Origin of the sequence: Marinobacter sp. R17, assembly GCF_003789045.1 — a bacterium.
Lineage (GTDB): Bacteria > Pseudomonadota > Gammaproteobacteria > Pseudomonadales > Oleiphilaceae > Marinobacter_A > Marinobacter_A mangrovi.
In genome coordinates this window covers 84643-98985 of record NZ_RHGZ01000010.1, presented here as the reverse complement: position 1 = coordinate 98985, position 14343 = coordinate 84643, and the positions used below count along the sequence as shown (strand labels likewise).

Sequence of the window (14343 nt, the reverse complement as noted above, 5' to 3'; positions counted from 1 at the left end):
TGCTGTTCAGGAATCCCAGAACCAGCAAGCTTTATTCCGTAAATTTGAAACGCGATCGCGTGAACATGCACTCGACTTTCTCTAAATCTCTCTACCATCAAACCTCCTCCTGTTATTTCTCAAACAGGCGACACGATCTGCCGCCTTAGATAACAGACAGGAGGACATGCGAGTTGGACCCAATTTGAGGGCTCTCAGAGGGCCCCATGGCGAGAAAATTTCTATAAATTGTCGAAAATCCGTTAAAATAACATTATTACGGATTTTATTTTCGCCCTATCCTTGCGCCCATGCGGCCTTCCAGGAGCTTATCGGATGAGCAAAACCGGCCAAGCACGCGTGCTCACGCCCGAGCAGTTCGCCCACCTCTTGCGCGTGATACAGGATCACCGTTATCCGGGAAAAAACACGGCACTGGTTCAGATCAGCTTCAAGCTCGGACTGCGGGTCCAGGAAATTGCACTGCTGCAGATCAAGGACATCGCCGAGCTCGGCCCTGCAACTTCGGGTAAGCGCTCGTTCAAACTGAAGGAAATTCTGGCATTGCCGGCCGCTTACACCAAGGGTGCAGATGCGCTGAAACGGTCTAAATCCACGTACCAGCGGCGTCGGATCGGTTTCAGCGTGCATGATTTCGACCAGCTGGTTCGGCGCATTGAAACCATGGCCAAGGCCGGCGCCGAGATCAAACCGGAGGATTTTTATCCCGAGGTTAAGAAGCATCGTGGAAAATCGCGCGATCTTCCTTTGTATGACGCGGCGCTGAGAACGGCTATCGAAGATCATCTTGCGATCCGCCTGGCAGCGCACCCCTCGGTGAAAAAGACGGCTCCTCTTTTCCTGACTCAAAAAGGAGGTCCCTATTCTCCCAATACCCTCCAGGAGCACTTTGCTCTCATGCAACGGCATTGGGCAGGTGTTGAACGAGCCAGCTCACATAGTGGCCGGCGAACGTTAATGACGAATATCATTCATGAACAAAAGAAGTCAGTTAAAGTCGCACAAAAAATCGCTGGCCATGTGTCGCCGTCAACGACGCTAATTTACGAGGAACCTCCCGAGGAGTCACTGAAGGAGGCGTTGCAGGATGCTGGGTACAAATATGTTGGTTAACCCAGCAAACGAATAAACCTTGAAGCGCAGTCATTAGTGCTGCTCAAATACTCTGTTTTGCTTACTAAAAAACTGAAAATTTCGACCCGGTTGTCTTTTTGATAGCGCCGGAACCATAGCTGCCCTGCCCGCCTCTAGATAATCCCGTATTACAATTCGGGCACTCCACACGTGGGCTTCCTGGCAACGGGATATGGCCTTGGCGACAAAAATTGAAATTCAGTTTGGTCGCAAAGCGAACGTTCAGATTTTTGGAATCTGCACGCAACATATGAGGCCGTCCAGCAATAGATCCGGGCCGAACGATACCACTGAAACGACCGGCTGAAATGTTTCTGGCCGGTCGGCTTCAGTTTACGGGAGCAACCACCCGACAGATACGAAGAGCAAGATCCTCACAGGTAATCCCGGGTGGACTGGACACTCGCATAGGCAAACCCAAGAGCCGCCATAGCCGTGGCATGAACCTGTGCCGCCGGCACCTTCACGCCGTTGAACTCCAGGTCCATCGTGGCGCAAGCATCTTCCAGCACAGTGACCTTGTAGCCAAAATCTGAAGCGGCTCGGCTGGTGGCTTCGATGCACATGTGACTCATGGCACCGATCACAACCACTTCCTCAATGTCGCTGGCATCCAGCCGCTCTTTCAGGTTGGTTTTCAGGAATGAGTTGGGATAATTCTTCAGAATCACCGGCTCATCACCTTTTGGTGCCACGGATTCGTGGATGTTGATGCCGTTTGTACCCGGGGTGAATACAGGCGCATCCGGGTCCGGAAACTCATGGTGAACATGCACCAGCAGGTCTTTGTTCTGACGCGCTGTAACTATCACCTGGGCAGCCTTGGCGGCTGCCTGTTCAATGTTCACCAGAGGCAGTTTGCCGGAGGCAAAGTACTCATTCTGGATATCGACAACAATAACGGCTCGCTTGCTCATTTGACTGTTCCTCATTGGATCATTTGTTTCAGGGGTGTTCTGGTCAGAAAGAAAGAATCTCACCATCCGCCGGGATCAATACCCGCTCATCAATCCCCTCGTTCTCCACGAACTCTGCCAGCTCTTCACGGCTCAGGGTCATATGGTTCACCGCATCCATGTGCACGGCGACAATGTCCGCATCTGGTAAAGCTCGGTGCACTCGCAGGGTATCTTCTTTGCCCATGATGATCGAGTCGCCCTCAAAGCCTGTCAGTTCCGCCGCCCCGGCATTCAACACAACAACGTCCGGCTGAAAGCGCTCCAATGACTGAACCACTTCATCACGCCACACGGTATCGCCTACCACGTAAGTGGTTTCCTGCCCCTCGGCTTCAAAAACCACACCCATGATTTCACCGAGCGCCTTGGCCAGCTCGGGAATGGCATAAAGGGTATTGGAGCCGTGTTGGCCGCCGGTTTTATGGAGTATCACGCCGCCGAATTCAGCCTCGCCATCCAGAATACGCACATCCTTGAAGCCTTGTGAGCGGATCAGCTCGGCATCCGCCCCGTTCTGCACAAACAGGGGAATGTTCTTCGGCAACAGCTTCTGGGCGGCATCGTCCCAGTGGTCCAGGTGGGTATGGGTAACGATCACCGCATCGGTACCCTCAATCACATCCTCAGCGGCCATGGGCAAGCCGACCAAAGGATTACGCAGCTCACTGCGGTAAGTGTCCGGAAAGCCCGGGTAAGCTCCTTGTTCGGCCAGCATAGGATCAATCAGAAAGGTGGTCTCTCCGTATGTAACCTTGATGGTGGCATTGCGGATTTGCTGTATCTGGTGGCTGGGTTCCCGGGTATACGATTCGGCGAAAGCAGCGCCAGTAAAAACAGTCGAAGCAAGCATCAGGGCGCCAGCGAAAGTTTTGATCAACATGGTATTTATCCTCCAACAGGGTGTTCGTTGATGGAGTAAGTCTACGGAGATGTGATCACCACCAATATTGACCTGAAAGACAATGATCGAAAGGATCGGGCCAAGCAGTTATCATCGGGTTAAATGAACCACAGGAGTGACACCGTGGCGCTACCGAAAGTCGGGCTTATCCTTCACCCACAATTCAGCCCCTTCCATTTCTCTGTTCCTTACATGGTGTTCAGTATTGCCTTGCCCGACGGCCCCTTGTTCGAGTTGCTGATTATCACCCCAGACGGCGAGCCCCTCACATCCGAACGGGCCATGACCGTTCAGCCAGATGGCGGGCTGGAATTATTGGATGCGGTTGATATTGCGGTAGTACCCGGCTGGCACGATCTGAGCGAAGCCCCACCGCCGCAATTGGCGGAGGCTCTCACCCGCTGCCATGAACGGGGCGCACATGTGGTAGGCCTTTGCTACGGCACCTATGCGCTGGCCTATGCGGGTTTGCTGGATAACAAGAGAGCCTCGACCCACTGGCTGGCAGAACAGGACTTCCTCAATAGGTTTCCACAGGTGAATCTGGATACCAACGCCCTCTATGTGAAGGATGACCGGCTGGTCACGTCCGCTGGCACAGCGGCGGGGCTGGATTGCTGCCTGTTTCTGGTGCGGGAGTATTACGGTGCCAGGACCGCCAATACCCTTGCCCGCCTGATGGTTGTTCCGCCGCACCGGGAAGGTGGCCAGGCTCAGTTCATTGAGCAGCCGGTCGCGATTTCCACTCAGGATGCGCATATCAACCGACTACTTGACTATCTGCGGGAACATCTGGCCGAAACACACACAATCGATGAACTGGCCGCCCGCACCGCCATGAGCCGGCGCACCTTCACCCGCCATTTCCAGAGAGCCACCGACATGACGGTAGTGGAGTGGTTGGTGAGTGAACGACTTCGGCGAGGACGGGAACTGCTGGAGACCACATCGCTGTCTGTGGAAGCCATCTCGGAAAGAATCGGCTTCCACACAGCAACGTCATTCCGGCAGCATTTCAAGCAACGTCACCACGTAAGCCCTCGTGACTGGCGCAGGACCTTTGGAGATGTGGCCTGATAATCCAGCCACCAGTTCAGCGGGCAGGTAACAGGAGTACTGCGGGAAAGCCCGAAATACCGGTTCGGCTAGTCGAAGTGAGTGCCACAATCTCTGGAATGGCTGACGGATAATGGCAACTGCTACATTGCCAAAGAAACGCGAGTCTTCGCATCCGCTCTGGGTTTTGTGGTGTATATCACACCCGCGCGAAGCCCTCATAGTAACGGCATAGCGGAGGCTTTTGTGAAGGCGTTTAAGCGGGGCGATGTATACCTGTACGACCTTCCTAATCCAGCCACAGTGATGGCCAGATTGCCGAAATGGATCTGAGACTATAATCGCAGCCACCCGCACAAGAGTCTGAAATGCCACCGGGGAATACCGGGCTGAACTGGCAAGATGGTGCTCAGTTTAGTTGGGGCAACTACAGGCATCAGTATTATCGACCTTGTTAAAATCAGAAGGCTGGCTGCCAAGAGAATTGTCGCCAACTGGTCATCCTAATTGTCGCCGAACATCCCCCCGGCAATCGAGGGGGGCTGCGTAGGGCCGTGTGGCCCTACGCAGCGTGACCTGATTGAGTCAAGGCCGGGTTGTCATGCAGGCAGTTTGGCTGCAAGCAGTTCGACCTTCTCGATATTGGGCGGAGAACTGAGCAAGGTCTCGGCGTTGGCCATCAAGGCCTCGGCGATCTGGCCGTTCAGATGTGCCTGGCGACCTGCCTCATCGGCAAAGGCATCGAACACACCGAACGTCGAAGGGCCAAACTTCAATGCGAACCAGGCAGTGGTGCCGGACTCGGCGTTGGCGAGCGGCAGTGCGCTGGCCAGGAAGTCGGCAAGCGCAGCCTCCTGGCCGGGTTTGGCTTCGAGGCGAACAAACAGGGCGAGCTTGGTCATACTGTAATCCTTTGGGTAAATGGGTTAGGTGAATGGATCAACGAGCCTGAAGTCTAAGTCGTCATGACAGCCATCTCTATAGACAATAATGACAACTTTGATATCATTCTTGCCATGAAACTCCACATCCTTGTTTGTGATGGCGTGTTTGATCTGGGGCTTGCGGCGCTCACTGACACAGTGGGCTTGGCCAATGCGATGGCAGGCTCGCTGCCACAAGCTCCCGCGCACATAGAGCTCACGCTGGTGGGCGTGCGGCGTCGCATCCGAACTGCGCAAGGCTTGACGGTCCCCGTGGTCCCTGCGCGTGGTGTGCCGGAACCAGACGTCGTGCTCGTGCCCGCGTTTGGTGACAAGATGCCTGACACGCTCTCGGCTCGGCTCACACGCCCCGACGTGCCCGATGCGGTCGCCATGCTACAGCAGTGGTCCACCGCTGGCGCGCACCTTGGTGCCGCCTGCTCCGGTAGCTTCTTGCTTGCAGAGAGCGGCCTGCTTGATGGGCATCGTGCGACGACGTCATGGTGGCTGGGGCCGATGTTTCGGCAGCGCTATCCGAACGTCACGCTGGACGAGTCACGCATGATCGTGAACTCGACACGCTTCACCACCGCGGGTGCCGCTTTGGCCCACGTCGACCTGGCCTTGCGCATCATCCGGGAGCGCAGTCCGGCGCTGGCTGCCCTGGTGGCACGCTATCTGCTGGTCGAGACACGCAGTTCGCAAGCCGAGTTCGTGATTCCCGACCACCTTGCGCATGCCGACCCGATGGTGGAGCGCTTCGAGTGCTGGGCCAGAAGTCAGCTCGCGAAGGGGTTCTCGCTGGCCGAGGCGGCCAGCGCCGCGGGCACAAGCGAGCGCACCTTGGCGCGGCGGCTGCAAAGCGTTTTGGGCAAGACACCGTTGTCGTATTTCCAGGACCTGCGCGTGGAGCATGCCGTCCATCTCTTGCGCACCGGAAACGCGAGCGTCGACCAAGTCGCCGCACAGGTCGGGTACTCGGATGGGGTGACCCTGCGGGCCCTGTTGCGCCGCAAGCTGGGTCGGGGTGTCAGGGAGTTGCGACGCGGCGGATGACCAGAGGCGTTTGGTATATGTACGGCTGGAGACCGCCGCGAAACTGACGCAGGCCAAACGGCGCATTTGGACAAACTGACAAAACTACTGCCCCACAGAATTTAACTTAACGATTCGTCCAGGAAATCCAGCAGCATCCGCACTTTTGGGGATAAATGCCGGTTATGTGGATAAATCGCCCAGATTCCATCGTCGGCTTCTTGATAATGTTCCAGCAAGTTCATAAGTTTTCCACAGGCCAATGACGGCTGAACGTAATAATCGGGAAGTTGCACGATCCCGATGCCTTTCAGGGCCGCGTCCAGCAACGCCCAACCGCTGTCGCACTTCATGTTGCCTTTAACGCGAACGTTGTAGGGCTTACCTCGGTCCTGAAAGCGCCAGTAATCCAGATTGCCTTGCAAACAATTGTGCCGGTCCAGTTCCGAAAGCGAATGCGGCACACCATAGGTGGATAAGTATTCCGGCGAGGCGCACACGTATAAGGTTCGTGACGACAACCGCTTGGCCATCATGGATGAATCTTCCAGTTTTCCCAGCCGAATCGCCAAATCGTAACCGCCACCGACCAGATCCAGCTTCTGGTTGGTCAGATTCAGCTGCACCTCCAACTCCGGGTAGCGCAGGATGAAATCGTTCACCAAGGGGGCGATCACCTTCTCGCCATAGGTCACCGGTGCGGTCAGCCGTAATTTTCCCTTGGGGATAAGTTGCAGGTTGGTCATGGCCCGCTCGGCCTCTTCCAGACCATCGAGTACCTGGCGGCAATACTGGTAGTAGGTTTGGCCGGCTTCCGTCACCGAAACCTTGCGGGTGGTGCGATACAGCAGTTTGGTCGAAAGCCGGGATTCCAGTGCGCTGACCTGCCGGCTCACCTGAGCTGTGGAAATGCCCAATCGTTTCGCCGCAGCGGTAAAACTTTCGGCTTCCGCGACCGCCACAAACTCACTGACCCCTTCCCAAATAAACATGTTCAGTTCCTTGCGTTACGACTTGGGTGAGCTTAGATACAAAATGCCGCCAGCAAACAAAATACGGTTCATTGTTACTATACAGTAAAGGTGATTTGCTTAACTGGCCGATTATCTATCTTAAGAACAATAATACAATGATCCCATCAACATGGCAGAAGAACCTGCCGAAGCCCGACAAAATCTGGAGCACACAACATGACTCAGACCATCAAATCTAAAGCCGCTATCGCCTGGGGCCCGAAACAACCTCTGTCCATTGAAGAAGTGGATGTGATGCCGCCTCAAGCTGGCGAAGTACGTATCCGGGTGATCGCTAGCGGTGTGTGTCATACCGATGCGTTTACCTTGTCTGGCGAAGATCCCGAAGGCATTTTCCCGACCATTCTCGGCCACGAAGGCGGCGGTATTGTTGAGTCGGTAGGCGAAGGCGTTACAAGCCTGAAAGTGGGTGACCACGTTATTCCGCTGTACACCCCTGAGTGCGGCGAATGTAAATTCTGCACCTCTGGTAAAACCAACCTGTGCGGGAAGATTCGTGAAACCCAGGGCAAGGGCCTGATGCCAGACGGCACCACTCGTTTCTCGTTAAACGGCGAGCCGATCTATCACTACATGGGTTGCTCAACCTTCTCCGAGTACACCGTACTGCCCGAGATTTCTCTGGCAAAAGTGAACAAAGAAGCGCCATTGGAAGAAGTGTGCTTGCTCGGTTGTGGCGTAACCACCGGCATGGGTGCGGTGATGAACACCGCCAAAGTAGAAGAGGGCGCTACCGTGGCCATCTTCGGTATGGGCGGCATCGGCCTGTCGGCGGTGATTGGTGCCACCATGGCTAAAGCCAGCCGCATCATTGCTATCGACATCAATGAGAGCAAATTTGAGCTGGCCCGCCAGTTGGGCGCGACCGACTGCATCAACCCGAAAGATTACGACAAGCCGATTCAAGAAGTGATCGTAGAACTGACCGACGGCGGTGTGGATTATTCCTTCGAGTGCATCGGCAACGTAGATGTAATGCGTTCAGCACTGGAATGCTGCCACAAAGGCTGGGGTGAGTCGGTGGTTATCGGTGTTGCGGGCGCCGGCCAGGAAATTTCCACGCGTCCGTTCCAGCTGGTGACCGGTCGGGTCTGGAAAGGCTCTGCCTTTGGTGGCGTGAAGGGCCGTTCCGAGCTGCCGGGCATCGTTGAGCGGTACATGCAAGGTGAATTCAAGTTGAACGATTTCATCACCCACACCATGGGGCTGGAAGATATCAACAAGGCGTTTGATCTGATGCACGAAGGCAAGAGCATCCGTACCGTTATTCACTACGACAAGTAATGAAATCTGGTCGCCTGCCAGTCAGGCGGGCGACCGTTTTGTTGAGAGGTTGCAATGACTATTGAAAATCTGAGCAGTAATAAAAGTTTTGGTGGTTGGCACAAGCAGTACAGTCATCACTCCGAGACGTTGAACTGTTCGATGCGGTTTGCTATCTACCTGCCGCCGCAGGCCTCCAATGGCAAAAAGGTGCCAGCGCTGTATTGGTTGTCCGGGCTGACCTGTACCGATGAAAACTTCATGCAAAAAGCCGGTGCGCATCGCATGGCTGCCGAACTGGGTGTCGCCATTGTTGCCCCGGACACCAGCCCGCGCGGGGACGATGTCGCCGATGATGAAGGCTACGACTTGGGTAAGGGCGCCGGGTTCTATGTAAATGCGACTCAGGAACCCTGGAGCAAGCATTACCGGATGTACGATTACGTGCTCAACGAATTACCGGCACTGATTGAAGATATGTTCCCGGTGAGCGATCAGCGTTCCATCTTTGGCCACTCGATGGGCGGGCATGGTGCGTTGGTGCTGGCACTGCGCAACCCGGAGCGTTTCCAGTCCGTCTCGGCGTTCAGCCCGATCAGTAACCCGGTCAATTGCCCGTGGGGTAAGAAGGCCTTTGGCGCTTACCTCGGTAAAGACACCGCCAGCTGGGCCGAGTACGACGCCAGCTTGCTGATGCAAAAGGCGAGCAAGTTTGTGCCGGCGTTGGTGGACCAAGGCGAAGCGGACAACTTCCTGACCGAGCAGTTGAAGCCGGAAATGCTGGAAGCCGCTGCCAAACAAAGTGGCTATCCGCTGGAACTGAACCGGTATGAAGGGTACGACCACAGCTACTACTTCATCGCCAGTTTTATTGAGGAGCACCTTCGCTTCCATGCGAAGTATCTAATCGGCTGATAAATTTACACCTCATGTCCCGCGAAACCTACTACCGCCATAAACGAGAGCTACTGTCGACTTTTGGGATCGATATTTCGCACAGGGTGTGACCCGAAAACCCCTTAAAAAACAGACCTCTGAATATACATTATGCGCAGTTTAATATCAGTTTAAATAATATTATTACGGATTTTACCTTTACTCTCCTCGCATCCGAGTGGCTTAGTAGGAGCTTTCCCGATGAGCAAGACCGCCCAGGCGCGCGTGCTCACGCCCGAACAGTTCGCCCACCTCTTGGGTGAGATTAAAGAGCATCGTTACCCGGAAAAGAATACGGCGCTGATTTAGATCAGCTTCAAGCTCGGACTTCGAGTTCAGGAGATCGCGCTACTCCAGATCAGCGTGAAACCTGAACCAGTAAAGCCCTAATCCAAATATTCAGAGGGTCCTGCGATGAGCGCTGGTGCCACACGGCGATCACGTCGAATCCGGGGATCTCGGCATTCAGCTCAATCGGCCGCAACGAGTCGTCGGGCAGCAATCGCGACGGGATGAAGCCGACAAGGTCAGTCTCAGAAATCGTTGCTTTGGCCGCCGTGAAAGTTGGTACCGAGAGCATGGCTTGCCGTGGGTGCCCCTGGTCTTCAAACCAGCGATGGACGGCACCGGTAAAGTCTCCCCGCGAAGGCGACACCACAACCTGAGGCATGCTGGCGATCTCGGCAACCGACATAGTGCTGCGAACCGCCTCATTGGCCTTCCCTGCCACACAGACATAGCGCTCAGAATACAGGGTTAACGACGGATAACTCGGCGGTGCAAACTTGGGATTGGTCAACACCAGGTCCACGGCACCATCCAGCAGGTCACTTGCCATCTCATCTTGCTCAAGTTTTTTCACCGCCAACCTCAGACCCGGCGCTTCCCTTCTCAGGCGCTGCATCAGAAAAGGCAGGATGGTTTTCTGCTCCAGATCGGTGGAGCTGATGGTAAAGGTACGCGTGGTTGTTGCCGGATTGAACTCGTCCTGCTCCAGCAACTCGCCAACGGCATTGAGGATGACGTCCAGCTTCGGCTCCAGTGTCCGGGCATACGCCGTCGGAGTAACGCCATTGCCGCTGCGGATAAACAGGCGATCATTGAAGGTGGCGCGGAGCTTTTTCAGCTGATCGCTGACTGCCTGCTGAGTCACCCCGAGCTGATCCGCCACACGGGACAGGTTGCCTTCGCGAAGCAGGCACTGAAGCGTTCGTAACTGTTTAAGGTCTACCCGGTTTAAAGCGTTCACTTGTATCTCTTACATCAAACCCTTGTTTCAAATCCTATCGGCTACTCCCTAAGCTGACAAACCAAGAATCCAGCAACCCTACCCGCAAGGAGGAGCCATGTTCAGCATCAACTACGTCCAGCCCGTTGGCGACCTGGAGTACGACCAGCGATACAAGGGTCCAGGTGCCTCCGAGCTCACTCAATCGGTCGACCCCCGACACATCGACGTCACAGACATTCGCAACCAAGCCAACGACTTCAACCTGGACGACCAGGGCTTCGAAGCGGTCCGGGTCGCCTTTGATTTTGACAACTACCAGAATGACGACGCCATTCGCGAACATTTGTATCCGCAGGTGATCGAATACCTCCGTGATCAGCTCAAGGCCAGCGAAGTGCTGATCTTTGATCACACTTATCGGTCAACCAGTCGTCTGGACCAAACCATCCATAACCGGGCGCCAGTGAAGACTGTTCACAACGACTACACCGAGAAGTCTGCGCTCCACCGCATGCTGGAAGAGACCGAACAACGACCAGAGCTTCGCGACCGCCCCTACCGGTTGGTGAACCTGTGGATGCCTGTCGGCCACCGTGTCGAGGAATCCCCATTGGCTGTTCTGGACATCAACACCGTGGCTGCGGATGACTTTCATCGCATCAAACTGGTGTACCCCGATCGCATCGGTGAGATAGCCGGGATCTCCTACAACCCGGATCATCGCTGGTACTACCTGTCAGACATGGAACCCGGCGAGGCCCTGCTGCTGAAAGTCTTCGATTCACGTTCCCCCGAGGGCATATTTGGCACCCCACACACCGCGGCCGACCCCGTGAACACACCGGACAACGCCCGTAACAGAAACAGCCTGGAAGTGCGAGTCATCGCCTTTAGTTGAGAAAGTCATGAGCGAATTTCTTGTGTCATTGAACCCGTTGAATCAGGAGCCGGTCGGACAGGTGCCAATCACCTCCCGGTCCGAGCTGACAGAAATTGTGGGCCGGAGTCGGATCGCGCAGGCGAACTGGGGCCGGTTATCGCTAGAAGAGCGTGCAACCCGCCTGAGGGATGCTTACCATGCGCTGGCGTCTGCCCAGAATCAACTCGCCCGACTGATCAGCCTGGAAATGGGTAAGGACGCACGCCGGGCGACCTATGAGGTCGCCGGTACTGTAACGAATGCCCCCTATTTCATTGAGGAGGCCGCCGCTGCCCTGCAAACCGAACAAGGCGAAGGCCGCAGCCGTATCCAGTATCGGCCGCTTGGGGTTGTTGCCGTCATTTCACCCTGGAACTATCCACTGGCCATGGCCAACAACTTGCTGCTCCCTGCCCTGATGGCGGGCAACAGCGTCATTCTGAAACCCTCAGAACACACGCCGCTGGTTGCAGATCTGTTCGTTCGCGCACTACAGCACCATCTGCCCGAGCATCTGATTCAAATTGCCCACGGCCACGGAGACGTCGGTCAGGCGCTGGTCAAATCTGACATCAATATGATCGCCTTTACCGGGTCGATGGCCACCGGTCGTAGCATCATGGCGGACGCTGCCGAAGGCGTTAAACGCCTGGTCATGGAACTCGGTGGTAATGATCCCCTGATTGTCATGAAAGACGCCAATCTGTTGGCTGCTGCGCGATTTGCCGTTGCCAGCTCGTTCGAGAATGCCGGGCAAATGTGCACGGCAACCGAGCGAGTGTATGTCGACCGTACCGTTGCCGAGGAATTCAAACGCCAGGTGGTAGCGGTTGCATCGGCTTACCAGGTCGGCCCATGGGATCAACAGGGCGTCAACATAGGCCCGATCGCCAACACTACCCAGCATCAGCTTGTGCTGCGACATCTCAAGGATGCGGAGACAAAAGGCGCACGCTTTCTGCTCGGCAAGGCCGACTACCCAGCGCCATTTATTCAACCCACGGTTGTCGATGGCATGACCCCCGACATGCTCCTTGAGCGCGAAGAGACCTTTGGCCCGGTCGTTGCCATGGCTGAATTTGATGCCATCGAAGACGCCATCGCCCGTGCCAACGACTCCATCTACGGCCTGGGGGCGGTGGTCTTTGGCGGCCGGGGCGCCGCAGCCGTAGCTGACCAGCTGGAGGCCGGCATGGTGTCAGTCAACGGCGGGGCCGGCGGCAGCCCCTGGGTTGGCGCCAAACAGAGTGGCTTTGGCTTCCACGGCTCCGCCGCAGGCCATCGCCAATTCGCGCAAGTACGGGTCATGAACTTTTAAGAGGTGACTATGAAACAGCATCAGGAATCATTTTTCGTCGTTGCCCGCGAGCCGGGCGCAGAAAACCCGTCGCTACCGACTTGGGCAAATAGCGTGCCGAATCCAGCGGAACTGGACGAGAGCCGTGAGGCCTCGGCGGTGTCACGGCGGGAAATTCCGGAAGTGCCCGGTGCCTATCAGCTGCTCAATGTCTTTAGTCGCGAGGAGTGTGACCGCCTCATCGAACTGACCGAAAACCTGGGTTACCTGAAAGACGCGGCGGTCTCACTACCTCGTGAAGTTCGCCACAACGACAACGTGACCTGGGTTGTGGATGAAGTGACCGATCGCCTGATCTGGCAGCGGGTGCGCGATGCCGTGGCCGACAACCTGGACCTCTTCGGCAACAAGCAGCCTCTGGGCATCAATCGGCGCTTCCGTTTTTATCGTTACCGTGAAGGAGATTTCTTCAAGTTTCACATCGACGGTGCCTGGCCCGGCTCCAGAGTTGCTGGCGACCGACTGATTGCGGATGCCTTCCCGGACCGGTTCAGCCAGATGACGTTCCTGATTTTGCTCAGCGACGACTTCGAGGGTGGTGAAACCCGCTTTCTCGTCGATGCAGACGACCCGACCAAACCAGCAAGGCGAAGCGACAACGTACGCGAGATCGATGTACGAACGCCGGCCGGCGGCGTTCTGTGCTTTCCCCACGGCCATCACCCCCTGCACTGCTTGCACAGTTCAGCGGAGATCACTTCGGGCACTAAATACATCATCCGTACCGACCTGCTGTTTGAACGCTAGCCGCGGGCGTGGTGGTCACCAAAGAATGCGAGATGCCAGTCAAACATCGGAATCACCATGTACAGCAATTCGTTATGGCTTTGCATGATCACCCATTGTGGCGGAATATGATCCAGGAACAACGCGAGGCAAATATTTTCAGCTGGATCTCCTCTGAAGCGATCGCCATGCGGATTCCGCGAATTCTTCCCGATAATCCCGAGGCGAAGTCTGTACCCGGCCAGCTAGCCAGGCTTTGCAGTAATTTTCCGACGGGCCGACGATCAGAGAGATTACGATCTCGAACGGCTGAACAATGCTGTTACTTTCGTTACCGAAGCCAAGCAACTTTGCTTTGAGTTCCCGGAAGCCTTTCGCATTCCGATCTTTCAGCTCCTCCTGAAACGGCCCTTTGGCGACTGCTGATCGCGCCTGATACAGAAACCTTGCCCATTCGGGATTGGCGACAACCCAGTCGAGATAACTACAGATAACTGAATACACAGCCTCGCGAAGGCTGTTGGTGTTGGCTAACTCCCGGTCCAGATGTTGTCGCTGATCATCCTGAGCTGCAAAAAAGAGTGCGCTTAAAATACCCTCCTTGTTGCCAAAGTGGTGATAGATCGCCCCTACACTCGTTTCGCAGCGGGCTTTGATAGCTTCGATCGTGGTGGCTTCCACCCCAAGCTCAATAAAACAATAGAGCGCCTGTTCCAGGATGTCCCTTTTCAGCGCAGCCCTGCGGCCCGGAAACTTGTTTTCTAAAATATGGAATGGGTTCATCAAATCGATATTAGCCTGTTTGAACTAGCCGTGACCTTCATTCTACCGTTTGACAGCTTCGGCAAAACAAGAATAATCTTCTTTTA

Annotated in this window: 14 protein-coding genes and 1 pseudogene; 9 read left to right on the top strand and 6 right to left on the bottom strand. The window is 55.5% G+C overall.

All coding sequences use genetic code 11. From position 1 onward, the window contains the following. Positions 1-315: 315 nt before the first annotated feature. Positions 316-1113 (top strand): site-specific integrase, encoded by a 798-nt coding sequence (locus EB809_RS09455; protein WP_123634560.1) that lies wholly within the window; start codon positions 316-318, stop codon positions 1111-1113. 395 nt (positions 1114-1508) lie between these two features. On the opposite strand, the gene EB809_RS09450 is transcribed toward EB809_RS09455, so the two are convergent. Both EB809_RS09450 and EB809_RS09445 read right to left on the bottom strand, forming a co-directional pair. Beyond that, a complete protein-coding gene (locus EB809_RS09450) occupies positions 1509-2051 on the bottom strand; it encodes a cysteine hydrolase family protein (protein WP_123634559.1) in 543 nt (180 codons plus the stop codon). 43 nt (positions 2052-2094) lie between these two features. Continuing rightward, complete coding sequence (locus EB809_RS09445) at positions 2095-2973, bottom strand: MBL fold metallo-hydrolase (protein ID WP_008175533.1); 879 nt, start codon at positions 2971-2973, stop codon at positions 2095-2097. Positions 2974-3117: 144 nt separating this feature from the next. Between EB809_RS09445 and EB809_RS09440 the strand changes: the two genes are divergently transcribed. Both EB809_RS09440 and EB809_RS21280 read left to right on the top strand, forming a co-directional pair. Further along, positions 3118-4071 (top strand): GlxA family transcriptional regulator, encoded by a 954-nt coding sequence (locus EB809_RS09440; protein WP_123634558.1) that lies wholly within the window; start codon positions 3118-3120, stop codon positions 4069-4071. An 81-nt stretch (positions 4072-4152) separates the two neighbouring features. Next, positions 4153-4380, top strand: a pseudogene (locus tag EB809_RS21280) (IS3 family transposase); the annotation flags it as partial. Positions 4381-4649: 269 nt separating this feature from the next. Here the strand turns inward: EB809_RS21280 and EB809_RS09430 are convergent. Continuing rightward, positions 4650-4952, bottom strand: coding sequence for a putative quinol monooxygenase (locus EB809_RS09430; protein WP_008175538.1), 303 nt, complete (start codon positions 4950-4952; stop codon positions 4650-4652). A 63-nt stretch (positions 4953-5015) separates the two neighbouring features. Between EB809_RS09430 and EB809_RS09425 the strand changes: the two genes are divergently transcribed. Further along, positions 5016-6029 carry a GlxA family transcriptional regulator gene (locus EB809_RS09425; protein WP_123634557.1) on the top strand — a complete coding sequence of 338 codons (1014 nt, stop codon included), beginning with the start codon at positions 5016-5018 and terminating at the stop codon, positions 6027-6029. 101 nt (positions 6030-6130) lie between these two features. On the opposite strand, the gene EB809_RS09420 is transcribed toward EB809_RS09425, so the two are convergent. Next, positions 6131-7000, bottom strand: a complete 870-nt coding sequence (locus EB809_RS09420; protein ID WP_123634556.1) for a LysR substrate-binding domain-containing protein — start codon at positions 6998-7000, stop codon at positions 6131-6133. 198 nt (positions 7001-7198) lie between these two features. Between EB809_RS09420 and EB809_RS09415 the strand changes: the two genes are divergently transcribed. Further along, complete coding sequence (locus EB809_RS09415; protein WP_008175541.1) at positions 7199-8326, top strand: S-(hydroxymethyl)glutathione dehydrogenase/class III alcohol dehydrogenase; 1128 nt, start codon at positions 7199-7201, stop codon at positions 8324-8326. A gap of 54 nt (positions 8327-8380) precedes the next feature. Next, the gene (gene fghA / locus EB809_RS09410) at positions 8381-9220 is read left to right on the top strand and encodes an S-formylglutathione hydrolase (protein WP_008175542.1); all 840 of its coding nucleotides are present in this window, start codon (positions 8381-8383) and stop codon (positions 9218-9220) included. Between the two features lie 379 nt (positions 9221-9599). Here fghA and EB809_RS09400 read toward each other — a convergent pair whose 3' ends face one another. Continuing rightward, on the bottom strand, positions 9600-10490 hold the full coding sequence (locus tag EB809_RS09400) for a LysR family transcriptional regulator (RefSeq protein WP_123634555.1): 891 nt from the start codon (positions 10488-10490) through the stop codon (positions 9600-9602). Between the two features lie 97 nt (positions 10491-10587). On the opposite strand from EB809_RS09400, the gene EB809_RS09395 reads away from it, so the two are divergent. The 3 genes from EB809_RS09395 to EB809_RS09385 are packed head-to-tail and all read left to right on the top strand — an operon-like array spanning position 10588 to position 13495. Next, complete coding sequence (locus EB809_RS09395; protein ID WP_123634554.1) at positions 10588-11370, top strand: CmcJ/NvfI family oxidoreductase; 783 nt, start codon at positions 10588-10590, stop codon at positions 11368-11370. A gap of 7 nt (positions 11371-11377) precedes the next feature. After that, entirely contained in the window at positions 11378-12709 is a 1332-nt protein-coding gene (locus EB809_RS09390) for an aldehyde dehydrogenase family protein (RefSeq protein ID WP_123634553.1), read from the top strand. Between the two features lie 9 nt (positions 12710-12718). Then, a complete protein-coding gene (locus EB809_RS09385; protein ID WP_123634552.1) occupies positions 12719-13495 on the top strand; it encodes a prolyl hydroxylase family protein in 777 nt (258 codons plus the stop codon). Positions 13496-13633: 138 nt separating this feature from the next. Here the strand turns inward: EB809_RS09385 and EB809_RS09380 are convergent, their stop codons facing one another. Then, positions 13634-14257, bottom strand: a complete 624-nt coding sequence (locus EB809_RS09380) for a TetR/AcrR family transcriptional regulator (protein WP_123634551.1) — start codon at positions 14255-14257, stop codon at positions 13634-13636. Positions 14258-14343: the final 86 nt, after the last annotated feature.